Below are 24,836 nucleotides of genomic sequence, written 5' to 3'. Positions count from 1 at the left end.
CCTTTGTGTGCGTTGGAGTTGTGCGCCGTGTCTCGGCTCTGACGAGGACAGGCCACCTCGGATGGGACAAAGGGTTTTGGTCACTTTTGCCCTATAAAAGTGACGCCCTGTCCCGGCGAGGGACGGAAAGCCTGTGCGATGGGAAGAAATGACAATTGTCGAAATTAAACCTCCATTTCCCCTCTGACATACCACATCATTTTTAACCCTAAAATAAAAACAAAATATGGATATACGTCCTTATGTATTATGAACCGCCTTGTTGTTTTTATATTAATATATCGGTAACTTAATGATTTATTAATATATGAATGTGTAATATTGCAGGTAAAAGTAAAATTCACTACGCAAAATTATAATTTGTGAGATACGGAGCTATAGATATAGGGTCAAATGCTGTTCGGTTATTGATTGCAGAGGTCAATAATGATAATAAGCCTGCGACATTCAAAAAAGAAGCGCTTATTCGTGTTCCTTTGCGCTTAGGAGACGATGCTTTTATCCATCAGCATATTTCGGAAGCAAAATTCGAGAATATGGTGAAAACCATGCAGGCATTTCGCAACCTGATGGATGTTTATCGTGTCAGCGATTACATGGCTTGTGCAACTTCGGCTATGCGCGATGCGGATAATGGTATTGATATTGTAAAGGCCTGCCGTGAGGTGGGGGTGGATATTAATATCATTGATGGGGCTGTAGAAGCTAAAATTATATACAACAGCCACTTGCAGGATAAAATGGATAGGGATAAGGTTTACCTCTATATCGATGTAGGGGGAGGAAGTACGGAAATATCTCTTTTTGCGCAGGCTAAGCTTGTTGCTTCGCGTTCTTTCAACTTGGGTACTATACGTATTCTGGATAATCAGGATGATCCTGCTACTTGGGATGACATGAGGGCTTGGGTGAAAGAACATACACGGGTATACAAGAATATCTATGGTATAGGTACGGGGGGCAACATCAATAAACTGTCGCGCCTGTCCAATGAAAAGGTGGATAAACCTATGTCCTATGCTAAGCTCAGAGCGCTGTATCAACACCTGAATTCTTATTCCTTAAAAGACCGTATTCAGGTATTGGGATTAAAGCAGGATAGGGCAGACGTTATCATTCCGGCAGCGGAGATATTCCTGACCATTATGAAGGTAGGGCAATTGAAAAATATTGTTGCTCCGCGTGTGGGGTTGGTCGATGGAATAATTCAGACTTTGATAGACAATAACTTAGGAAAATAATGAGGAAAAGCGTCTTAAAACTTTTCCAAATGTCCTAAAAAGCATTATTTTTGCTGTCACGATTGCCCAGGTGGCGAAATTGGTAGACGCACCATCTTGAGGGGGTGGCGCTCGCAAGGGCGTGGCAGTTCGAATCTGCTCCTGGGCACAAACAGAAAAAAGCTTGGATTTCTGGAAATCCAAGCTTTTTTAATTATAAACCATTGGCTCTAGCTGTAATCTCTGCTATGTCCAGCACTTGTATCTCTTGTTCTTTTTCCTTGACTTTGACACCATCGCGCAACATGGTCATGCAGAATGGACAGGCAGCAGCTACGATTTCTGCATTGGATTCAATGACATCCTCGATGCGTTCGATATTGACATCTTTGTTGCCTTTTTCGGGCTCTTTGAACATCTGTGCACCTCCGGCTCCGCAACAAAGCCCATTGCTTCGGCAACGTTTTAGCTCGGTAAGCTGTACGTCTAATGATTCCAGTATTTCTCTTGGTGCATCGTAAACATCATTGGCACGTCCTAGATAGCAGGGGTCATGGTAGGTAATCTTTTTACCTTTGAAGATATGGCCGTCATCTGGACGAAGCTTACCCTCGTCAATTAAGGATTGGATCAATTGGGTATGGTGGATGACTTCGTAATTTCCTCCTAAAGATGGATATTCATTTTTCAATGTGTTGAAGCAATGAGGGCAAGCCGTAACGATTTTTTTGATTTCATAGCCATTGAGTATTTCAATGTTCATCATCGCCTGCATCTGAAAGAGGAACTCATTGCCGGCACGCTTAGCAGGATCACCTGTACAGTTCTCCTCTGTACCTAAAATAGCGTAGCGTAACCCAACATGGGCAAGGATTTTACAGATGTCGCGTGTAATGCGTTGCGCACGCTCATCAAAACTTCCGGCACATCCTACCCAGAACAATATTTCCGGACTTTCACCCTTCGCCATTAACTCGGCAACAGTCGGTATATGAAGCTGATTTTCCATTGTTGTTTTCTTCTTGATTTCTATCCCCCTAACCCCCAAGGGGGAATTATTGTTTTTTAATTGGGTAGCAACAAGGGCAACCCCTACTGTCTTTACTCTCTACTCTGGATTCGCCCAATTTGCCCTGTCGGCCTGTGCATATTTCCAAGGTGCACCATTGTTCTCCATATTGCTAAACATAGCATTGATGCTTGCAGGAGCTTGTGATTCTTCCATCACGGCATATTGTCTTAAGCCCATAATGATTTGTAACGGGTCGATATTGACGGGACATTGCTCTACACAGGCATTGCAGCTGGTGCAGGCCCAGATTTCTTCCCGTGTGATATAATTGTCTATCAAAGATTTTCCATCATCCTGTATATTTCCGGCTTTATCGCGATTGTTCCCAACTTCTTCCAAGCGATCGCGGGTGTCCATCATAATTTTACGAGGGGACAATAATTTTCCGGTAATGTTGGCTGGACAAGCAGCTGTACACCGGCCACATTCTGTACAGGTGTAGGCATCCAATAGATTTTTCCAGGTCAGGTCCTGTACATCCTTAACCCCGAACCGAGCGACTTCACCAGATGGAGGAGGTAGGCTTGGGTCGAGCATCGCTTTGACCTCCGCTGTTACACTATCTATATTTTTAAACTTACCTTTAGGTTCTAAATTAGAGAAATAGGTGTTCGGGAAGGCCAGCATAATATGCAGGTGTTTCGATAACGGTAAGTAGTTTAAGAAGGCCAGAACGCCTATGATATGGAACCACCAGCAGAAGCGCTCTACAAAGATTAAACTTGCTTGCGTATCGGTCAATAGGGCTGTTAGATACTGGCTAACTGGAAAAGCTCCTGCCTGTATATAGTGTTCAGCGCCTATCTGTTGGAGTTTATAATCCGCAGCATTCATGGTTAAAAAAGCACTCATCAATAGGATTTCTGCGATAAGAATAAGATTCGCGTCTGTTTTTGGCCATTTGGTGAGTTCACGTCCCTGAAAGCGGTAAATGTGTCCTAGATTACGACGGATCAGGAATACCGCACAGCTTAATAGGACGCCTAAGGCCAGCCATTCAAAACTGTAGATCAGAAAACTGTAAAAGCTGCCCAGAAAAGCAAATGCACGATGCGTCCCAAACAATCCATCGATGACAATCTCCAACATCTCTATATTGATAATGCAGAAACCTACATAAACTAAGGCGTGAAGGATAGCTGGAAATGGTCGTTTGAACATTTTCTTTTGGCCAAAAGCTACCAAAAGCATCTGTTTCAAACGTTCGGACTTTCTGTCCGTGCGATTGGTAGGTTTTCCCAATTTGATGTTGTTGTAAATCTTTTTGGCGTTCCTGCCAAATAGAACCAACGCTATGGTCAATATGCCCAGAAATATAAATTGACTAACCATCTTTATGCTCTTATAAAGGTTTAAACAGTATAAAGATAAGTATTTAATCAATACTATGCATGCATAATATTAATTTGGAAAGATTAAAAATAGGAAGGGGAGAGTTGTGTCTCGCTGTTTTTGCCAATTATTGATGAAATATTTTTGGGATTTATAAGAAATTAACCTTAATTTTAAATGCAGGTTATAATAAACTTGTTTAATTGACCATAAAACAAACCTACGCTATTTTAAGATGTTCTTACAGGGGGAATCTTATAATTTAGATATTTTTACTCGGTTTAAGTCCGGGGATGGACTTGCTTTCCGTCAAATATTTGATTGTTATCAACCACGGCTATATACTAAAGTGAGGCAGTTTTGTAAGGATGAGGAAGAGGCCGAAGAAGTGACACAGGAAGCGTTTGTACAGCTGTATCTGAAGCGCGAATATATCGACCGACCTGAAGGCGTGTATCCTTTTTTATCTGTGGTAGCTAAGAGAATAGCCATATCCCTGTTCCGACGCTATGTTTTACAGCAAAGTTTTCAACAGGAGGTGCAGGCGACATGGCAGGAACAACATGCAGACCTCGAACATGAAATTGCCTATAGGGATTTACATGGGATTCTTGAACAGACCATTGAACAACTGCCTCCCCAGCAACAACTGGTTTACCGTATGAATAAACTCGAACAGCTGAGCTCAGCAGAAATTGCGGAACATATAGGATTGTCTAAAAATACAGTGAGAAACCATTTGAATCTTGCTTGTCGTTTCGTGCGTTTCCGTTTGGAAAAGATAATAGGCACCTTTCTCTTTTTTACTTTCTTTTCAGGAGTATAACTTCTGGGATTACGTTTATCACCACCATCACCTCATCACTTTTTGAAAAAAAATCACTTTCCATTGGTACAGTTGGCAGACTTATGCGATTTAAGTAATAAGAAGCAACAATTAAAACATGTCAAGAACCGAGGAATATAAATCTCTTATCAGGCGATTTTACGCAAAAAAAGCTTCTGAGCAGGATATGGAGCTTATTCGAGCGTTGATAGACGACATGGAATTTCTCGGTGTGTGGGAGGAGATATGGGAGGAGCAGTTGTCGGAAACAAATTCTGATGCTTCTGTTCCCAATGGGAAAACGATGTTTGAGCGAATTGTCCATGATGAGCGTATAGTGAAAGACCAAAAGCTACAACCATTAAGAACCAAGCAAGGATATAGCAGATTATGGAAATATGCGGGGTTAGCAGCTTCTTTGTTGCTAGTTGTGGTTGTTTCCTTTCTTGTCCGTCAAGGTTTGGATGAGAAAGAACAACAGTCAAGTGTACTATCATTGACTGAAGAGCAGGTCGTGCCGGGGAAGGAGCGTGCCATGATCGTGCTTGCAGATGGATCAGCGATTGACCTGGAGACATTAGCAGGGGATACTGTCCTACAAATGGATGGTTTTTCCATACATAAGGGAATGGATGGAACCATTTCTTATCGCTTCAATGAGAAGGATATAGAGAAGGGACAACAAGTTTTTAATAGTATAGTTACACCTCGAGGCGGAGAATATGCATTGGTATTGCCAGATGGAACTAAGGTGTGGTTAAATGCAGTGACGACACTTCGTTATCCTGTTGTTTTTGGGGAAAAAGAGCGCGTAGTACAGATGAATGGAGAAGCTTATTTTGAAGTGAGTAAAGCAGAATATAACCATAGACGAATTCCTTTTATCGTGGAAACGGGAAAACAACGTCTAGAAGTGCTGGGGACAGTATTTAATATCAATGCGTACGGAAAAAATGTAATCACTACACTGGTAGAAGGGAAGGTGAAGCTGTCATTTAGGGATACAGATATGGCCGACCGTGTGTTGGAGCCGAATGATCAAATCTCTTTCGACTGGGAGAGAAAACACTATACTGCTGTCAAGGTAGACCCACTGTATATCATTTCCTGGAAACAGGGCAATTTTGCTTTTTCCAATGCCAGTATACACGATGTCATGGATGATATTTCCAGGTGGTATGATGTGGAGGTGAGTTATAAAAAAGAATTAGATCATGTGCGTTTCTCGGGAACTTTATCCCGGTACGAAAATATTGACAAAATGTTGGAACTGATAGCTATGGCCGGTGAAGTCCGGTTTAAAAGAGAAGGAAGGAGGGTGTATGTCTTAAACTAATGAGGAAAAAGCATAGCTAAAGAAAGATTCAGGAGCGGTCGCAACGCTCCTGAAATGTTGTCTTTAGAAAAGACGTGTGATTGAATATTAACGATTAAATGATCAACCAGATGCAAAGTAACAAAAAAAATCTGGTAGGATATCCTTTTGTAAAAAAGGAAAACACTACCCAAATCCCTATATCTATGAAGTTGTCTTTGGCAATACCTCTTTTATTGGCTGCAACTCTACAAGTAAATGCATTTACGTTTGGACAGCGTATAACCTTAGAAAAAAAGAACAGCAAGTTGAGCACAGTGCTCAAGGATATTCAACGGCAAAGCGGTTACAACATATTCTACTCAGAGTCCTTGGTGGAAAACGAGGGCAGAGTGAATGTTAACCTGAAAAATGTACCGTTGGAAGTTGCCTTGAAAGATTTGTTGTCTGCAAGCCAATTGGATTATAAAATAGTAGACAAGAATATTGTCTTAAGCCCGGCTAAATTGACCAATACAGCATCTGCTGTCGAACATGAGCGAACTGAACTTGTCCAACAAAGGACATTGAGCGGAATTGTGACTGACAGTAATGGACAGCCACTATCCAATGTGACCGTTAATGAGAAAGGTACGAACAACAGGACAGCAACCCAGGCTGATGGTCGCTTTGAAATAGTGTCCAGATCATCGAATGTGGTACTGGTTTTTTCTATCGTTGGCTATAACAGCCAAGAAGTAAGCGTGGGAAATAATAGTAATATTCAGGTGCGCATGGAGGAAGCTGTACAAAGTGTGGATGAAGTTGTGGTAGTAGGGTATGGTCAACAGAAGAAAGTGAACTTGACTGGAGCGGTCGATCAGGTTGGAGGTGAGGTTTTTGAAAATCGGCCCATTACCAATGTAGCTCAAGGCTTGGTCGGTGCGGTTCCTAACTTGAATATACAGATGCTTGACGGTAAGCCTACACAGTCGCCAGCCTTTAATGTCCGCGGAACGACCTCAATTGGTCAAGGAGGAAATGCATTGGTGTTGATAGATGGGGTTGAAGGTGATCCACGTATGTTGAATCCCAATGATATTGAGAATATCTCGGTCTTGAAAGATGCAGCCTCCGCTTCCATTTATGGTGCAAGGGCAGCTTTTGGTGTGGTATTGATTACCACGAAATCAGCAAAAGAGGGACGGACTTCAATTACCTATAATGCGAATATGTCGATAAAATCACCAACGACCATGCCTGATAATATCACAGAATCTTATCCTTGGGCACAGGGTTTTAACGACGCTTGGTCTCGTTGGAATGATAGTGGAACCACACCTACCGCTATCAATAAGACCTTGCCGTTCTCTCCGGCTTATCTTGCCGAGATCAAAAGACGTTGGGAAGATCCTTCTTTACCACGAGTAGAGGTAAACCCGACTACCGGCGAATACATGTATTTCTATAGCACAGATTGGTATCGCGAACTGCACAAAAATAATTTTATGGCGCAAGACCACAACGTTTCAGTATCGGGAGGAACGGATAAAGTGGTGTATTACCTTAGTGGACGTTATAATGGACAGGATGGGCTTTTCCGATACAACAGTGATAACTATAGTATGTACAACTTAAGGGCCAAAGGAGCTATCAATCTGACCTCATGGTTACAGGTCGATAATAATACGGAATATTCCAATATGAAATACTTCCAACCAGTAAATGTGGGCGAGGGTAGTGGTATATGGAGGAATATTGCTGATGAAGGCCATCCTTTGGCGCCGTTATTGAACCCTGACGGTACGCTCTCGTTCTCTGCAGCTTATACGGTAGGAGACCAGTATATTGGAAGGAATGGAATTGATAGCGAACATAGATTCTTGAAAAATAGGACAGGAGCGGTAGCAAGTTTTTTGGAAAAAAAATTGAATATCCGTGGAGATTTTACATTCCAAACGACTGACATTGGTTCGCAACAGAATAGAGTGCAAGTGCCATATAGCCGATATGAAAATGTGATAGGTTATACGGGTACAAATACCAATGATTTGCAGGAAAGAAGGCAAACTACCCAGTATATGGCTACGAATATCTATGCCGACTACGCCACGTCTATTGAGGATAAACACAATTTTTCCTTCCTCTTGGGTTATAACTATGAACAATCGCGCTACAGTAATTTGACTGCACGTAGAAATGGTATTGTTTACCCCGATGCACAGGATATTAACTTAGCCTTAGGACAAAGTATCGTGACGACGGGAGGGCTGAAAAAGTGGGCTATTGCAGGGGGATTCTTCCGCGTGAATTACAACTTTATGGAAAGGTACTTGTTGGAAGTCAATGGACGATATGATGGATCTTCCAAATTCCCAATAGATCAGCAATGGGCGTTTTTCCCTTCAGCTTCTGCAGGATGGAGACTTTCCGAAGAAGCTTTCTGGAAGGTAGATCCTCGATACATCTCTAATGTCAAACTTAGGGCCTCTTATGGTATGCTGGGTAACGGTAATATTGATCCCTATACTTTTATGGAGAATTTCAGTGTTTCGCAGTCTGGACGAATTATCGCTGGTACACGTCCACAAAAAACAGGGCAGCCGAACGTCGTGCCTGCCGGATTGACTTGGGAAAAATCTGCAACGAGTAATATCGGGTTGGAATTTGGTCTGATGAACAACAGGTTGCAGTTCGTCGGTGACTATTACCGACGTTCTACAATGGATATGTTTACCGTAGGTCCTACACTGCCGGCTATCTTCGGAACAGATGTGCCAAAAGGAAATTATGCGGATCTTGAAACAAAGGGCTGGGAGGTGAATGTTACTTGGAAAGATAATTTCCAAATGAGCAACAAACCTTTTAACTATGATATACGCTTCGTATTATCCGATTATACGGCAGAAATTACGAAGTATAATAATGCTGATAAACTCTTGACAGATTACTATGTGGGTCAACGAATTGGTGAAATTTGGGGGTATCAGGTAGAGGGTCTCTTCAGATCGGAAGACGAAATTCTTAACTCAGCGTCACAAACTAATATTCCGAATACCAATACACGTAGAAATTACCCTGGGGATATAAAATTCAAGGATTTGGATGGAGATGGTGTAATCTATCAAGGTTTGAATCAAGCGGATAATTCAGGAGATAAAAGAATCATTGGTAATTCAACGAGCCGGTATTCCTTTGGCGTGAATTTAGGGGGTGATTGGAATGGTATTTTTGTATCAGCCTTCTTCCAAGGGGTGTTGAAACAGGATTGGTATCCTTCTCCAGAATCACGTTTCTGGGGGCAGTATAACCGTCCGTACAATGCTTATCCGAGTTGGCATGAGAATAATATGTATCGCGAAGAGCTAGGGAATTTTGATGCTTATCTTCCTCGTCTGGTGGGCTATATTGCGCAAGGCACAGGCAGGGCATTGAATATGCCTAATGACCGATATCTTCAAAATGCATCCTATATACGACTAAGGAACCTACAGGTAGGCTATACATTACCGCAGAACTTGAGTGCAAAGATTCATGCATCAAACGTGAAGGTTTATATGTCTGCAGAAAATATTTGGACCTGGTCACCAATGTATAAATGGACGAAAGATACAGACGTGACAAATATTTACGGCTCAGATCGGGATTTAAGTAATGGAGGAAGTGGTGACGGATACAATTATCCGATGCTGAAGGCAGTATCGTTTGGTCTTATGGTTGGATTTTAAAAATGATAACAATGAAAAAGTTAAAATATGTATATGTACTGTTGGTTCTATTCGTTGCTTCATGTAAGTTGGACGAAATACCAGTGGACACGGCATCTAATCAAGCAATTTTTAGTTCGGAGGCGGGTATGCAGTTATATGCCAACTCATTTTATGATATTTTGCCAGGCACTGACGTTGGGGTGTTCCAAAAAGATGACCTCTCGGATTTTGTTGCCAGAAATGCAGTGGATGCTTTCCTTGCGCCTAATGCTCTAAGCCCGATCACCAGTACAGGATGGGAATGGAAAGAGTTACGCAATATCAATTATTTCATCGAAAATGCGGAAAATAGTACTGTTCAGACCAAGGAACATTTTATAGGTTTAGCTCGATTTTTCAGAGCCCTGTTTTATTTTGAAAAGATAAAACGATTCGGGGACGTGCCTTGGATACAGAATACTATTGATATAGATAATGATGACGTGTTATACGCAGGAAGAGACAACCGTTTTGAAGTGATGGAGAAAGTGTTGGATGATCTGAATTATGCGATAGCACATATCAATCTGGAATCCGACGCTACTTCTACACGTATCACGAAAAATGTGGCTCGGGCGTACAAAACCCGAATCTGTTTATATGAAGCTTCCATTCGTAAATATCATACTAACTACCAACAAATGGCATCTGCAGAGCGTTGGTATAGGGAGGTGGTAAATACAGCCAATGAAATTAATGGCTTTACCTTGCATCGGTCAGCGAATCTGGATAATTCCTATCGTGAGCTTTTCATTGCAAAAGTGCCTTATGCAGATGAAACTATTCTGGCAGTAGCATTAGATGCAGGCCTGCAAGTATTCAGCTCGGCAAATCGTCGTTTCATTAGCCCTACTTATGGAAATCGACCAAGCCTAACACGTGATTTTGTAAAGATGTACCTGAACCTTGACGGTTCACGGTTTACAGATGATGCCAATCATTTTGGTCAATCTTTTGTCGATGAAGTACAAGACCGCGATCTCCGACTGAAACAAACTATCCGCTCTGGGAATTACCATAGAACAGAAAACGGGGTTCCGGTTATATCTCCGCCTAACTTTACGCAGACTTATACAGGGTATCAGCCTATAAAATGGTGTTATGACGAACGCTTCCCATATGATGATGAAAGTAGAAATGACAATGCACACATTATCATGCGTTGGGCAGAAGTCTTGTTGAATAAAGCAGAAGCCTTGGCCGAATTAAGGGAAATGAATGCTACGGAATGGAGCAATACCATAGGTGCTCTTCGTGAAAGGGCAGGTATCTCGTCCGCTGTTACAGCTATATTGCCGACAAGTGCAGATCCTTATCTGGTCAATTATTATAAAGGAAAGTTTACAGACCCTGTATTGTTGGAAGTACTGCGTGAACGTGCTGTAGAAATGATCTTCGAGGGATTGAGAACGGACGATTTGATCAGATGGAGATTAGGGGAATTGTTTCAGTCTGCAAAAATGAACGGGATGTTTGTACCTGCGTTGGGAGAGTATGATCTAAATGGAGACGGTATCAAGGATGTATATTTCTATCAGGGAGAGCGCCCGGTTTCTTCTACACCTGGAATTGCATATGTAAATATCTCTACATCGAATGCCGCTGGACAGATTCAATTGTCCAATGGCACATCGGGTGAAGTAATCTGGAATCCGGGACAAAGGGAATGGGTTGACAAGAAATATCTGTATCCAATACCGTTGGCTGATATTGAACGCAATGGAAACCTGGGGCAAAATGAAGGTTGGAATTAACAGAAAATCATAAAGTATGAAAAGTTTAAGAAATATCATATATGGCGGGATATGTTTATTATTGGTGTCAGCATGTACACAAGAACACCCTGTCAGTGAGTTTAAAGTGGCCAGTTTTAATCTAAGAATGGACACATCAAAGGATAGCCTGAATGCTTGGGAATATCGCAAGGAAATGGTGAAAGACTTATTGGTATTCCACGAGATTGATATTGTGGGAACACAGGAGGGGTTTATTCATCAGCTTCGGGCGATAGATGAAATCCATAATTTCGCATTTGTGGGTGTGGGAAGAGATAATGGTGGTACAGAAGGGGAACATTCTGCCATCTTTTATAATACGGACAAATTTGATGTAGTAGACAAAGGGGATTTCTGGTTTAGCGAAACTCCTGATAAACCTGGGTTGGGCTGGGATGCCATATGCTGTAATAGAATATGTTCATGGGTGAAGCTCAAGGATAAAAGAAATGGAAAAGAGTTTTTTGTGTTCAATGCCCACTTTGATCATCAAGGCCAGAAGGCGCGGGAAGAATCGGCAAAGCTATTGGTAAAGAAGGTCGAGGAAATCTCAGGCGGATTGCCTGTTGTCGCTACGGGGGATTTTAATTCTACACCGGAAACTGTACAGATCCAAACGATCAAGGAACAGTTGAAAGATGCTTATGAAGTGACAAAAATACCACCTTATGGTCCCCTAGGGACGTTCAACTCTTTTGATTGGCACGCTACGGCTAAGCACAGAATTGACTATGTGTTTGTGACAGATGATATTGTCGTAGAGAAATATGGGGTATTGGTCGACGCATTGAATATGCGTTTCCCTTCCGACCACATGCCGGTAGTCGCCAAGCTACGACTGGAATAATTTTTATTTAAACATAGGAAGCGGTTCATTTGAGCAGCTTCCTATTGTATTAGATTTTACTCATCTTCCATATTTCCTCACCTGTATAGCTCATAAAGGTAGATGAAGTACCTTTGCTGGCGTTTATCATTGCCTTGGCTAATACTTCTGTGGGAAGTGGTCTTTGTGAACGGAAAAGCCCGATAGCATTGAAGAACTTGATGACATGCATACCAAACTTTTCTCCTGAACGATCACTGTTTTTACGGATAAGGGAGGGCGGTCGAAAGATGTGTAAACTACGAAATCCTAAAGCTTGCACATCCACTTCTAGTTGACCTTTAATCTTGGTATAGAAAAAGGAAGATTGCGGCGAAGCGAAATTAGAAGATACCAGTAAGAGGCTATGCACGCCGTTTTGTTGTGCAGTTTGAGCAAAATTATATTGGTAGTCATAATCAATTTTCCATTGTGCTTCCTTGCTTCCTGCTGCTTTTAAGGTTGTGCCGAGACAGGAAAATAAAACGTCGCCTTTCACCAAGTGTTGCCAGCTTGCCACATCGTCAAAGTCTATGCTATGTACAAACAGTTTCTCATGCTGTACATCCACCGGACGTCTGACGAAAATATCCACACGTTCGAAAGTAGCGTCTTTTAACAACAGATCCAATAAATCTTTACCTGTAGCGCCCGTAGCGCCGATGATCAATGCTTGCATAGTGTTTTTATATCATCATAACCTACCTGTTATGCATTATCACATGTTTTGTTCTCCTAAGCCACCCTTTTCTCTCTCTCGTAAGATTGAGCCCGCGTCAGAGCCCTCCGCCTGAGTTCTCGTCAGAGCCGAGACACAGCGAGGCACGGCCAGCGGAATCTTGTGATAAATAGTCTAAGTTTTCAACTTAGAAACGATGAGCGTAGCAAGTTACAAACTTATTTATTATCCTTACAAGTTACACTTGGTTAACCGATCGAAGGGGTTCTACGAAGTCTTGAAAGAAGGATGTCTAAAAAGTACAATAAATTGTCATCTTGAGGCTTCGAAAGGTTCAGAGCGACAATTAGGAGACTTTTTATTTCATAACGTACAACGGGTTATAACCTATTAATTCCTAAACGGAAAAATCGGACTTTCTACATGTGCTTCATCCATTAATGCGGAAAGCTGTTTGACCACCTCGGGATGCTTGTCTGCGATGTTATGCTGTTCGCTTGGATCCTTGTCTAAGTCATACAGCTCCAATACTGATTTTTCTTTTTGTTTAGCTTGTAGGCGGATCAGTTTCCAATCGCCGGAACGCAACGCCTGCCGACCACCGTCTTCGTGGAACTCCCAATAAAGATATGGATGTTCAGCCTGTGAGCCATTCCCCAACAAACTTGGAAGAAAGGATATACCATCGGTAGGAGAGGTGATTGCTGTAGCTGTCAATTCCGCCAAGGTAGGCATTACATCCCAAAATGCGGCAACATGTTGCTGTTGACCTGGAGCGATGGTGTTCGGCCAGTTGACAATGAAAGGAACCCGGATACCGCCTTCGTACAGTTCTCGTTTATAACCGCGGTAATGCAATGCGCTCTGGAAAAATGCGGGATCGGCTCCGCCTTCGCGATGAGGGCCATTGTCACTACTGAAAATGATAATCGTATTCTCCGAAAGCCCTAATGCCTCGATTTTCTGCACAATCTGTCCGACATGGTTGTCGATACGGCTGACCATAGCGGCATGCGTGGCACGTGGTTTCTCGACGGAGCTATAACCTGCTACAGTCGCTTGTGTACCGTAATCATTGCCTTTATGGGCTGTCTCTTCGAAAGTATGAGCATAAGCTTGATAGAAATCGTCGTCTGGAACTGTTAATTCCGCATGTGGCAATACCGTCGGTACAAATAGGAAGAAAGGTTTATCCTTATTGGTTTCAATAAAATCCAAGGCCTGTTCCTGTATAAGTTCAGGGGCGTAATGTACTTTCTGGGTTAGATCGTTGCCTTCCAGTATGATTTTTTTGTCGTTGTGCCATAGGTGTGTAGGGTAATAACGGTGGGATTGTCGTTGACAGTTGTAGCCAAAGAACGTGTCAAAGCCTTTTCTGTTCGGGTCGCCACTGCTACCAACCATGCCCAATCCCCATTTGCCAAAAGCTCCGGTCACATAGCCTGCACACTGGAGCAACATGGCTACGGTTTCCACAGATTCAGATAGTGGCTCTTGCCCTTCGGGCTGTATTTCTTTGTTACCTCTAATATAAGTGTGCCCGGTGTGTTGACCCGTCATCAGTGAAGAGCGTGAAGGTGCGCAGACGGATGTTCCTGCGTAGAAGTTATGGAACAGTATCCCTTTCTCTGCCAATTGATCAATGTTTGGGGTACGGATATGTAGTTGACCATAAGCACCTATATCGCCAATGCCCAAATCATCCGCTAAGATAAAAACAATGTTTGGACGGGAAGGGCTGTCTTGCGCAAATATTATGCAAGGGATGGTGATTAGAAGGAAAAATGACAGTGTGAAATGATGTATATTCATGAAACCGTCTACTTAATTGCTATTTTAAGATGCAAGATAACTATTCTATTATGAAAGTCAAATAGGTCGTCGTTTAGCTTGGTGGGTTTCTTGGTAAAAAGGTGAATATTTGAGATATAAATATTTTTAAATAAAATCTACTAAAATTGTAGACTTTATTACATAAAGTTTTATATTTGTGCATGCGTTAAACAATTGGCGTTGGCAACGAAGTATTACAGAACACTAATTAACAATATAAAGACAAATGAACAAGACAATCAATCCAACCACACTCCCTAAAGACAGCACAAGGTCTCAACGTGTACGTTTGGGCCAGCGAATGTGTAGCTAGATCTTCTCCCCCAGAACAAGATCGAAGGCTAGCGGATATAAAGTCCACGCCCTTCTCTATTTAGGTAGGTGTACTTCCTTGCAGAAGAAATACGTTTGCTACGTGCAGAATCAAAGTTTTGGCTGAAGGACTATAATGGCGCGGCAGACGAACTCAACACAGGTGAATCGGCACGCAAATCGAATGGATTACTACCCGATATTCAGGCAACACCCGATTCGCTTGGGGATGCTTTACATTATGAATACGCTATAGAAATCGATGGGGCAGGAGGTACGTTTGTGCCATTTACATTTATGCGCAGAAATGATCTCCTGCAAGATGGAACGCCAACACAATTTCCTATCCCGCAGGTTCAATAGGAACTGGTCGGGTTGGATACCTATACCTTCGGCGGAAAGGACTATTTTGGCGAAAAGGGTATTTATGGCGAATGCGCTACTGCGGTTAACAATGGTTGGAAACTGTCGCTGTAGACCATGTTCATTGAAATCTCACTAAACATCAGCAGAGCAGAATAGGGGGATGAAGAGGTGTCTCCTATGTTTGTTTCAAGCAAATATAGGAGACGTCGTCCCTTTTTTAAGAAAGATTTTCCTCAAACGGTTCTATATGTACGAACACATTACCGATATGGGGAAGTTCTTGAATGAGATAATCTTTGAGGTCGTGGGCGATAGTGTGTCCTTCACGGACCGTCAAGGTTGGAGGAACCACTGCATGTAAATCAAGCTGGAAGAGCATACCGATCTTGCGGATGTAGCATTTCTCAATTGCCATTACCCCCTTTACATCAAGGGATTTCTGCCGAACGATTTCTTCAAGTTCTTCATAACGGTGTTCATCCATGATTTCGGCAAGTGCTGGTCGAAAGATACCATAACAATTGTACAGAATAAGACCGGAGGCAAATAAGGCTGCCCAATCATCTGCACTTTCGTAGCCATCACCTGCAAACAGCGCTATGGAAATACCGATAAAGGCCGCGACGGAGGTAATGGCATCGCTACGATGGTGCCAGGCTTCAGCTTTAAGCGAGGTACTGTTGAGTGCTTTGCTTCGTTTGATGATAACCCGAAAGCATATTTCTTTCCAAAGAATAATAGCGCCTAAGACAATCAAAGTCCAAGGCTTGGGAAGTTCATGTGGCGTTTGTATGTTTTTTATGCTTTCTCGAGCAATAACAAATGCCGAAAGTACCAAAAAGATAACGACAATAAAAGTGATAAGTGGCTCAATTCTACCGTGTCCGTATGGATGGGTGTGATCCGCTGGGCGTTTGGAATACTTCAATCCCAACAAAACCAAAAAAGAAGAAAAAATATCAGCGGTTGATTCAATAGCATCAGCAATCAGCGCATAGGAATTGCCAAAAATCCCAGCCAACCATTTTGTCAATGCCAACAAAAAGTTGGTTAAGATGCTGAAATAAGTGGTGCGTATGGCCTTGTCGGCATTTGACATGAGCTTTGTTTTTGCAGTAAAGATACCATAATTTAACAAACGATGGGAAAAACGGTTGTCACTCGTCGGTAAACTTAGTTTTTAATGTTTAGGGATTAAAGTTTAGGAATTAGCGTTTAAGGATTAAAGTTTAGGGATTAATGTTTAGAGATTAGCGCATATATCAATTAACCAATTAAACATTTAACCAAATAACCAATTAAACAGTTCAACAATTAACCACTTAATACTAAATAATCGGGAACAGCTTTGTTTCTACAACAATCTTAAAATTTTGGTTTACGCAATCAAAAAATAACCTGTTGTTGCTATGCTGATTTTGCTGTACCAAGTAGGGGATAACTAATTTTCCTCTTGAAGTCTTGAGTTCATAGTAACCAAAGAGTATCCCTCTGTTGGCCTGTACGGATTTCACTTCGTTAACTTGTTGCACATCACGAAGCAAGTTGAACCGCATTTCTTCGCCATGGATGCGATCAACCCATATTTCGTTGTTATTTGGGTCAAAGTATAGGCGCTGATTTCTGGCTACTTTGACATGGTTGGTGCATACGAACAATTGGGCGATCAGGTATAGACTCAAAGGGAGAGCAATCAAGATAATCTTGATTTTTATACCGATTACGAGCGTAATTAGGAAAAGAACAAAGCCGATTCCAACAGTCCAGAGTGTACGTTTGGTAACGTTGGAAATGATAGCGGACGAAGTGTCGATAAGAAGATAGCCGTTTTTCTGGTTGGCACGGACGATACTTTGGGGACCGCCGCCTTGGAAAAAACGTCGGGAAATAAAGTAAACCAATATGCCTACAAGAAAAACAATGAGCAAAATCTTCATGGCCCTATTTTAGTATTGTTCGGATTCGTTAGGGTAGTTTCCTGCTTTGACATCCGCGGCATATTGTGAGGCAGCCTGCACCATATCGCCATATAAGTTCATGTACTGACGTAAAAATTTAGGCTTGAAATCTTTGGTAAAACCCAACATATCGTTGACGACCAATACCTGTCCATCGCAACCATTTCCAGCACCGATACCGATTGTAGGAATAACTAATACACTGGAAACATCCTGTGCTAGGGCCGCAGGTATTTTTTCCAATACGACAGCAAAACATCCTGCTTCTTGCAGTGCGATAGCGTCGGATTTCAATTTTTCTGCTTCCGCTTCTTCCTGTGCTCGAACACTGAAAGTACCGAATTTATTGATGGATTGTGGCGTAAGCCCAAGATGTCCGCAGACCGGGATACCGGCATCGATAATCTTCTTGATGTTCTCTATGATTTCTACACCTCCTTCGAGTTTGAGCGCATGTGCACCGGATTCTTTCATCATGCGTACTGCCGCCTTGAAAGCATCTTCTGTTGTCCCTTGATATTCGCCAAAAGGAAGGTCGGCTAATACTAAAGCACGCTTTGTTCCCCGTGCAACAGCACTAGCATGGTAAATCATATTATCCAAAGTAATGGGCAAAGTGGTCTCATATCCCGCAAAAACATTGGCCGCAGAATCACCTACTAGCAACACATCAATACCTGCTTCATCCAGTGCTCTTGCTGTAGAATAATCGTAAGCAGTCAGCATGGTTATTTTTTCGCCTCGAGCTTTCATATCCCGGATGCTATTGGTGGTGATGCGTTTTATAATTTTATTTACAGACATTTTTTCTTGCTTTGAGAAAGCAAAGCTACTAAAATGCGGTTAGACTTCCGAAGTGAAGTAGACTAATCTAATTTTTCTGCCACTCAAGACCTTCTCTCTCGTAAGATTGAGCGCAGCGGTATCCCAGGCTGTCCTTAGTCTGTCGGGATGGGAATGTTATGTTGGGGACTAAGGACTTTTATATCATGTAGTCTTAGACTACCTTAATTCTTCATCCTTAGAACGCTTCGCTAACTCTATGGATAGGTGAGAAGGGCAAACAGAGTTTGGTCGAAAGAAAATCCTCCATTTTACATATCACCCTAACAATTGCCGTTAATTTAGTAACTTTGCGCTATGCAAGAAAACGACAATCGTTTATTCCGATTTCCAAAATTTAATGACCTCATTATCTTTGAAGATGATAACATCATCGTCATCAATAAACCGCCTTTCGTAGCGTCGTTGGACGACCGGGCAGGAGGTGAAGTGAACATCCTGAGGCTAGCGAAGAAATATTACCCTGATGCGCAGGTCTGTCACCGTCTGGACAAAGATACTTCCGGGATATTGCTGATTGCCAAAAATCCCGAAACTTATCGTTTGGTATCCATTGAGTTTGAAAAGAGACGCGTAAATAAGGTATATCATGCTATTATAGGTGGAACGCACACTTTCGATAATCTTACTGTGGATTTACCCATACTGAACCAAGGAAATAAAAATGTGTCCATTGATCGTGCCAATGGTAAGCCGGCAGTGACCATATTCAATTCTATTGAATATTTTAAACATTTCACCTTGGTGGAGTGTAGACCGGTGACGGGAAGAATGCACCAGATCCGTATCCACTTGGCTACACAGCGTGCAGCAATTGTTGGCGATACGATGTATCGGGGTAAACCGGTTTTCCTTTCAGAGATAAAGCGGAAAGGTTTCTCTTTAGCGAAGGATAAGGAAGAACAACCCATTATGAAGCGTTTTGCATTGCATGCCCGCTCGGTAAGTTTTACCATTGACGGACACCCGTATGCTTTTGAAGCAGAATACCCGAAGGATTTTGCCACGCTACTGAAACAACTGCAAAAATTTGATAGTTAAAACCTGGTTGACTTATGGATAAGAAGAAAGTACGGAAGATAGTCATCAACGTCCTGTTCGGGATACTGTTGCTGTTTTTGATTTTGCCACAAGGAAGGATGCTCTTGCAACAAGGGCTTATGAAAATAGGGCTTTTTAAGCCTAAGTTGGAGAAACCTGTGGAGAGCACGCAGGAAGTAACTTCCAAAGAAGAAAACACCGATGGAAACACCCTGTTTTCGGATGATGATGGGAACATCACGAAAGTCGCTGATTTGAAAGGGAAAGTTGTTTTTATGAACTTCTGGGCGACTTGGTGTCCACCGTGTAAAGCTGAAATGCCGTCGATACAGGTGTTGAAGGAGAAATTTAAAGACAGGGAAGACGTGGTATTCCTATTGGTTGAAATAGAGCATGAGCAAGAGAAAGCGCATGATTTTCTGAAACAGAATAATTTGGATTTACCGATCTACTATCCCGAAAGTCAAATTCCGGCAAACTGGTTGGGACAGTCGATTCCGGCTACGGTTATTTTGGATAAGAATGGAAATATCGCTGGAAAGCATGAAGGTATGGCTGATTATTCCAGTCAACAAGTCTTTGATTTTATCACGGAGTTAGCAAATAAATAGAAGAGGTGTAAAAATCACCTGTCGTACTTCGACAAGCTCAGCATGACAGATGATAAGCTTAGTATAATAGATAATTAAATTACTCAATACTCAATACCCACTACTCAATACTCATTACTATTCAATGACCAGAAACGAACTGATAACACAAATTAAAGCGAAGAAGAGTTTTCTATGCGTAGGTCTAGATACGGATATTACCAAAATACCCGAGCACTTGTTAGGAGAAGAAGACCCTATATTTACTTTCAATAAGCAAATTATTGAAGCTACCGAGGATCTATGTGTAGCCTATAAACCCAATATTGCTTTTTACGAATGTTATGGTGTGAAAGGTTGGCAATCCTTGCAGAAAACTTGGCAAGCACTGCCGAAAAACTGCCTGAGCATTGCCGATGCGAAACGTGGAGATATAGGCAATACCTCTAAAATGTATGCCCAAGCATTCTTTGATGAGGAGACCTCGGGGTTGGGCTTTGACGCTATAACCATTGCCCCTTATATGGGCAATGATTCGGTAACGCCCTTTTTGGAATTCGAGGGTAAATGGGCAATTGTATTGGCGTTAACCTCCAATCAGGGTAGCCAGGATTTTCAGAATTTTGAAAATGGAGAAGGGCAGACTTTGTTCTCCTATGTGTTGGATAAAGTGAATACGTGGGGTAACAAGGAAAACCTCATGTATGTGGTCGGAGCGACACGTGGTGAAGCTTTCTTGAAGATTCGTGAACATGCACCGGAACACTTCTTGTTGGTGCCGGGAGTAGGGGCACAGGGAGGCTCGTTACAGGATGTTTGTCGTTACGGAATGAATAAAGACTGCGGTTTGTTGGTCAACAGTACAAGGGGGATTATCTATGCTTCCCAAGGTAAGGATTTTGCAGAGAAAGCGCGGGAAGAAGCCTTGAAATTACAGCAAGAGATGGAAGAGGAACTGCTTAAAGCAGGAATTATAGCATAAAAAACGGGCTGTCCGAAAAGTACAATAAATTGTCATCTTAAGCGAAGTCGAAAGTATTCGCATAGGCATCAAGTTAAAGACTGCTCTATTATCCTCTCCCCAGCCTTCTCCAAAGGAGAGGGGGAGTATAGTTTACGACCTGTCTAACTGTCAAGGAAATTAATTGGTTTCCCTCTCCTTTGGAGAGGGATTAAGGGTGAGGACTATGACAAAAAGAAACGCTTAACTTGACGCGTTCCCGAAAGCATTCGGGGCGAGAAGCGTAGCGATGACCTTGAAGCAGCTCCGAAGGAAACCAATTTGCTTTTTTGCATTTTGCGGATCTTTTTAAACAGCTTCTTCCCCTAATTGACACCATAGCATAAAAAACTTCGGATGTTTCTATTAATTGGCACAATAATTACTAAGAATAGGGCAGAAAAGAATAAACTTATGCGTTTGAGATTTTTATATGCCGTAGTGGTGGGTGCCCTTATTGCGACAATGAGTGCCTGTAGTTCTATATATATGCCGAATGTGCCTGCAACACCCATGTTTCGTGAACAAGGGGAGGTCTATGTGGCGGCCCATAGCAATGTGAAGGGAAACCTTAGTGCCAATGCTGGAGTTGCTTTCGGAAAACATCTTGCTCTTATTGCCAATGGCTCGTATATCGATCGCGGAGGCGAAAGAAGCAACGAACTATTTAAGCAACATTTGTACGAAGCGGGTTTGGGATATTTTACGACCTTAGGCAGGGATAAAAGACAAGTACTGGAAGTGTATGCTGGATATGGTCTTGGATCTTCGACCGAGGTAGATCGTAGAGCCTCTACCACCGGAATGGCAGCCGTGGAGACGCGTGTGATGGACTTTGATAAAATTTTTGTTCAGGTAAATTATTCTTCCACACGTAAAAATAAGCTGACGTTGTTCGGTAAAGACCGGGATTTGAACTACGGAACGGCGATTCGGGTAAGCCGTGTTGGAATGACCGACTTTACTATTGATGGTTTTACGCGTCCAAAGGAAGAAGCGCTCTTTATCGAACCGCTTTTTTATACACGGATGGAGTTAAATAAAGGTTTTCAGCTGCAATATACCAATGGATTTAACTTTAATGTGGTAGATAATGAATATTTAAAAGCTGGGAATGCAGTTTTCACATTGGGAGTGATTTATAGTTTTGGTCAAAAGAGAAAATAATAAAAAATGAGAAATATCAACTTTAATTTAGTTTTAATTGTACTGGCAACTTTGTTGTTCAGTGGATGTGCCCTACAAAAGGGACAGGTAGAGGCATTGGCAAAATGCGATTACAGCGTGCAGTCTCTACAAGATGTACGCCTTGCCGGACGTGGCGTGGAAAGCTTTGTTGGACAGAATGGTGTTAATATGTCTTCCTTGCCGGGGATAGCTATGGCCATGTTGCGCAAAGATTTGCCTTTAGAAGCCATGGTGAATATGAAAGTCAGCAATCCAAATGCGACGACAACCGGTATAAACTCATTTAAGTACCTGATCGAAATCCAAGGTAAGCCTATGTTTGAAGGCACGGTCAATCAAAATGTACGTCTGGCAACCGGAGAAAGTACAGTGGTGCCGTTGACATTTAAGGCTAATCTTTTTGGAGCGGCTGAGGAAAAAGGTTTAGATAACGTATTGAATGAAATCTTTACACGTCAAGGCGAAGGTTTCTTGGTGTTGAAAATCAAGCCTTCGATTAAGATTGGTAATCAAAATATCTATTACCCAGGCTATATCACGGTAGACAAGAACTTGGCGAAAAGTATCGGCAAGATTGTGAAATAATATGTTAAAACTAAAGGCTTGGATTTTTCTCCAAGCCTTTAGTTTTAACGGTTAAATGTATACCCTAGCGTACCTTCGATAAAGTCTGCTTTACCTTTATGCGCCTTGATGGATACGCCGGCATTGATGTTCTTGTAGAAGTAATACCGTGTGCCGGCTCGTAGGAATATACGGTTGATTTCGCCGTTGAATTCCTGTTTATGCAAATAGTACCCTACGTTTCCGTTCAGTACTAAGTTGCGGTTCAGCACATGGACCAAATAGAAAGACGGCCCCCCGGAAAGCTTGGCGCTCAGCTTTCCGCTCTCTTCACCGGCAATCTCGTCGTTGTTTCCCGACTCCGAATAGAATAGATCAAAACCACCTCCCATACGCCATTTATGGGAGACATGTCGGCTGGCATAGGCACTTAATGTAGACTTAAAGAAGCGTCGTTTCTTGTCGCGCTCTAACTGTTTCCAACCCATACCGTAGTTGACATGGAACAGCATTTTCTTACTGTAAGGTTCGATATTGCTTTTGTCGAGCAGGATATCCTGCGGATGAGGTTGATAGGTAATGGATGCGGTCAGTGGAACAAGGTTTACACCTTTATTCGGCAAGCGCATAGCTCCATTGGAAAAGTGGTGGAAAGCAAGACCAACACCGGCTTTCAATTTCGGGTGTATCTTGTATTGCGCACGGATACCAAGGTCAATGTATACATTGTTCTTCGCTCCGATGACTACGTTTAAAGGATTGGTTTCTTCATCATAGGGATTGAAGTTGCCTGATAATCCTAAGCCAATGCGGTAATCGAATAGCCAACGTTTGTTCTCTAAGTTTCCGAAAGGAGTCTGTACAAAGCCGTAAATGGCATAGGGACTACCTATAATATCTGTATTGAAGGTGCTGGAATAAAATCCAATACCGTATATAGGATTGTTATACAATTTAAAATATTGATCGCTGGATTTTTGGATTTTCCAGCCTACTTTTAGGTTGACCCCATTGTAGTAAGCACTCTCAAAGGTGGTACGCTTGATGTCTTTAGCAGCAAGAATGCCACCATTTTCCACTTCCAACTCAATGATGAAAGGGCTGCGGACGGCTACGGAGTCAGTCTGTGCCTTTGCACAGAGACTGATAAGTAAATAGCTGAGGATAAATGCTATTTTTGTCGAGGAGGAAACTGAAATATCCATAAATTTGCGTGCAAAAATATTAAAATTTACTTGTACTCAAGAATGTATTTTCAGTCTCTTTTCTCGTACTCGTTTGAGTGAAGCGGTAACGAGTATGAATGAAGCTAAGCATCCTCGTTGCAAACGAGGACGAGTTGAGGTACCGCTGCCTGCTATCGCGTGCGTGATTGTGTAAGATTCATATATTAAAAATAAAGATGGAATGTCCAATTTTCTAATTATCGTATTTTGTTTGCTTGCAGGTTATTTGCTACGGAGGTTTCGGGTTGTTAAAGACGATGGATTCAAGGCAATCAATACTTGGGTAATTTATATTGGGCTTCCTGCTACTTCGTTTAAATACCTCCCTGATCTGTATTGGGATGACGGCATTATTGTAGCCTTGTTGGCTCCGGCATTACTGTTTGCCGGCTCTTATGTTTTCATAAAAGGAATGGGAAAGGTTTGGAAATTTTCCAAGAGAACTACACATACGCTGATTCTGATATCTGGGTTGAGTAATACGTCCTTTGTAGGCTTCCCCTTGGTTGCGACTTATTTCGGTGAAGATAAAATCAAATGGGCCATTATCAATGACCAGATGACATTCTTCCTACTTTCAACTGTGGGCGTAGTTTTGGCATTACAAGCGAATAACAGGACAGGGCAACGTATTCCGTTATCCTATATGATAAAGCGTGTATTGCTGTTTCCGCCATTATTAGGTTGTATAGGAGCCTTGCTTATTCCGCGTTTTGTGGATCTGAGCGTTTTAAATCCATTTTTCACACAACTTTCGGCAACGGTGTCGCCTTTGGCACTGTTTTCCATTGGTATGCAGCTATCGCTGTCTTTTTCTAGATCCGAATTATTGACAATAGGTGTCTCGATTTTCTATAAATTGTTGTTGGGCCCCGTATTGATTTTGCTATTGCTATTTGTCTTTCAGTGGAACGGTGAGGTGGCACAGATTACGGCATTTGAGATGTTTATGCCCAGCTTAGTCGCGACAAGCATGGTGCTACAAGAGTTTCGACTAAATACCAAGTTGGGAAATTCTATCATTGGTTTTAGTATCGTCATTGGGTTGATTACGACTTGGTTAGCGTATCAGGCTATCATTGTGCTTTTGTAACTTAACTGTT

The 24,836-nt window shown here is 42.1% G+C and carries 21 protein-coding genes and 1 tRNA gene; 14 read left to right on the top strand and 8 right to left on the bottom strand.

The features are described 5' to 3' along the window. The first annotated feature begins 362 nt into the window (after positions 1 to 362). The gene (locus tag BM375_RS02095; protein WP_093363492.1) at positions 363 to 1,241 is read left to right on the top strand and encodes a Ppx/GppA phosphatase family protein; all 879 of its coding nucleotides are present in this window, start codon (positions 363 to 365) and stop codon (positions 1,239 to 1,241) included. 64 nt (positions 1,242 to 1,305) lie between these two features. Beyond that, positions 1,306 to 1,389, top strand: a tRNA-Leu gene (locus BM375_RS02090). Between the two features lie 45 nt (positions 1,390 to 1,434). Here BM375_RS02090 and BM375_RS02085 read toward each other — a convergent pair. Together BM375_RS02085 and BM375_RS02080 are read right to left on the bottom strand one after the other, a co-directional pair. Then, positions 1,435 to 2,229 (bottom strand): (Fe-S)-binding protein, encoded by a 795-nt coding sequence (locus BM375_RS02085; RefSeq protein WP_093363491.1) that lies wholly within the window; start codon positions 2,227 to 2,229, stop codon positions 1,435 to 1,437. Between the two features lie 99 nt (positions 2,230 to 2,328). Further along, the gene (locus BM375_RS02080) at positions 2,329 to 3,624 is read right to left on the bottom strand and encodes a 4Fe-4S dicluster domain-containing protein (protein ID WP_093363490.1); all 1,296 of its coding nucleotides are present in this window, start codon (positions 3,622 to 3,624) and stop codon (positions 2,329 to 2,331) included. Positions 3,625 to 3,859: 235 nt separating this feature from the next. Here BM375_RS02080 and BM375_RS02075 point away from each other — a divergent pair, with 235 nt between their 5' ends. From BM375_RS02075 to BM375_RS02055, 5 genes are all read left to right on the top strand, one after another. Beyond that, positions 3,860 to 4,450, top strand: coding sequence for a sigma-70 family RNA polymerase sigma factor (locus BM375_RS02075; RefSeq protein ID WP_093363489.1), 591 nt, complete (start codon positions 3,860 to 3,862; stop codon positions 4,448 to 4,450). A 118-nt stretch (positions 4,451 to 4,568) separates the two neighbouring features. Then, on the top strand, positions 4,569 to 5,786 hold the full coding sequence (locus BM375_RS02070) for a FecR family protein (RefSeq protein WP_093363488.1): 1,218 nt from the start codon (positions 4,569 to 4,571) through the stop codon (positions 5,784 to 5,786). A gap of 110 nt (positions 5,787 to 5,896) precedes the next feature. Continuing rightward, positions 5,897 to 9,472 (top strand): TonB-dependent receptor, encoded by a 3,576-nt coding sequence (locus tag BM375_RS02065; protein ID WP_212611604.1) that lies wholly within the window; start codon positions 5,897 to 5,899, stop codon positions 9,470 to 9,472. Positions 9,473 to 9,483: 11 nt separating this feature from the next. Then, positions 9,484 to 11,247 (top strand): RagB/SusD family nutrient uptake outer membrane protein, encoded by a 1,764-nt coding sequence (locus BM375_RS02060; RefSeq protein WP_093363574.1) that lies wholly within the window; start codon positions 9,484 to 9,486, stop codon positions 11,245 to 11,247. 16 nt (positions 11,248 to 11,263) lie between these two features. After that, a complete protein-coding gene (locus BM375_RS02055; protein ID WP_093363487.1) occupies positions 11,264 to 12,115 on the top strand; it encodes an endonuclease/exonuclease/phosphatase family protein in 852 nt (283 codons plus the stop codon). 49 nt (positions 12,116 to 12,164) lie between these two features. Here the strand turns inward: BM375_RS02055 and BM375_RS02050 are convergent, their stop codons facing one another. Both BM375_RS02050 and BM375_RS02045 read right to left on the bottom strand, forming a co-directional pair. After that, positions 12,165 to 12,812, bottom strand: coding sequence for an NAD(P)H-binding protein (locus BM375_RS02050; RefSeq protein WP_093363486.1), 648 nt, complete (start codon positions 12,810 to 12,812; stop codon positions 12,165 to 12,167). Positions 12,813 to 13,202: 390 nt separating this feature from the next. Further along, entirely contained in the window at positions 13,203 to 14,624 is a 1,422-nt protein-coding gene (locus tag BM375_RS02045; protein ID WP_093363485.1) for an arylsulfatase, read from the bottom strand. 402 nt (positions 14,625 to 15,026) lie between these two features. On the opposite strand from BM375_RS02045, the gene BM375_RS02040 reads away from it, so the two are divergent. After that, positions 15,027 to 15,320, top strand: coding sequence for a hypothetical protein (locus BM375_RS02040; protein ID WP_093363484.1), 294 nt, complete (start codon positions 15,027 to 15,029; stop codon positions 15,318 to 15,320). Positions 15,321 to 15,540: 220 nt separating this feature from the next. On the opposite strand, the gene BM375_RS02035 is transcribed toward BM375_RS02040, so the two are convergent. The 3 genes from BM375_RS02035 to panB all read right to left on the bottom strand — a co-directional run bounded on the left by BM375_RS02035 (position 15,541) and on the right by panB (position 18,085). Then, the gene (locus BM375_RS02035; RefSeq protein WP_093363483.1) at positions 15,541 to 16,422 is read right to left on the bottom strand and encodes a cation diffusion facilitator family transporter; all 882 of its coding nucleotides are present in this window, start codon (positions 16,420 to 16,422) and stop codon (positions 15,541 to 15,543) included. A gap of 229 nt (positions 16,423 to 16,651) precedes the next feature. Continuing rightward, entirely contained in the window at positions 16,652 to 17,260 is a 609-nt protein-coding gene (locus BM375_RS02030; protein WP_093363482.1) for a PH domain-containing protein, read from the bottom strand. Positions 17,261 to 17,269: 9 nt separating this feature from the next. After that, entirely contained in the window at positions 17,270 to 18,085 is an 816-nt protein-coding gene (gene panB, locus BM375_RS02025; RefSeq protein WP_093363481.1) for a 3-methyl-2-oxobutanoate hydroxymethyltransferase, read from the bottom strand. 336 nt (positions 18,086 to 18,421) lie between these two features. Here panB and BM375_RS02020 point away from each other — a divergent pair, with 336 nt between their 5' ends. The 5 genes from BM375_RS02020 (at position 18,422) to BM375_RS02000 (ending at position 22,528) form a co-directional block, all read left to right on the top strand. Then, positions 18,422 to 19,165: an RluA family pseudouridine synthase gene (locus BM375_RS02020; RefSeq protein WP_093363480.1), complete on the top strand. Its 744-nt coding sequence runs from the start codon at positions 18,422 to 18,424 to the stop codon at positions 19,163 to 19,165. 14 nt (positions 19,166 to 19,179) lie between these two features. After that, positions 19,180 to 19,776, top strand: coding sequence for a TlpA family protein disulfide reductase (locus BM375_RS02015; protein WP_093363479.1), 597 nt, complete (start codon positions 19,180 to 19,182; stop codon positions 19,774 to 19,776). Positions 19,777 to 19,900: 124 nt separating this feature from the next. Beyond that, the gene (gene pyrF, locus BM375_RS02010; RefSeq protein ID WP_093363478.1) at positions 19,901 to 20,737 is read left to right on the top strand and encodes an orotidine-5'-phosphate decarboxylase; all 837 of its coding nucleotides are present in this window, start codon (positions 19,901 to 19,903) and stop codon (positions 20,735 to 20,737) included. A gap of 432 nt (positions 20,738 to 21,169) precedes the next feature. Beyond that, positions 21,170 to 21,922, top strand: a complete 753-nt coding sequence (locus tag BM375_RS02005; protein ID WP_093363477.1) for a hypothetical protein — start codon at positions 21,170 to 21,172, stop codon at positions 21,920 to 21,922. A gap of 6 nt (positions 21,923 to 21,928) precedes the next feature. After that, on the top strand, positions 21,929 to 22,528 hold the full coding sequence (locus BM375_RS02000) for an LEA type 2 family protein (RefSeq protein ID WP_093363476.1): 600 nt from the start codon (positions 21,929 to 21,931) through the stop codon (positions 22,526 to 22,528). Positions 22,529 to 22,572: 44 nt separating this feature from the next. Here the strand turns inward: BM375_RS02000 and BM375_RS01995 are convergent, their stop codons facing one another. Next, positions 22,573 to 23,712, bottom strand: a complete 1,140-nt coding sequence (locus tag BM375_RS01995) for an acyloxyacyl hydrolase (protein ID WP_093363475.1) — start codon at positions 23,710 to 23,712, stop codon at positions 22,573 to 22,575. A gap of 202 nt (positions 23,713 to 23,914) precedes the next feature. On the opposite strand from BM375_RS01995, the gene BM375_RS01990 reads away from it, so the two are divergent. Further along, positions 23,915 to 24,826: an AEC family transporter gene (locus BM375_RS01990; RefSeq protein ID WP_093363474.1), complete on the top strand. Its 912-nt coding sequence runs from the start codon at positions 23,915 to 23,917 to the stop codon at positions 24,824 to 24,826. The last annotated feature ends 10 nt before the right edge of the window (positions 24,827 to 24,836 follow it).

The organism is Sphingobacterium wenxiniae (assembly GCF_900116225.1).
Taxonomy (GTDB): domain Bacteria; phylum Bacteroidota; class Bacteroidia; order Sphingobacteriales; family Sphingobacteriaceae; genus Sphingobacterium; species Sphingobacterium wenxiniae.
This window is presented reverse-complemented; position numbering and strand designations above follow the sequence as displayed.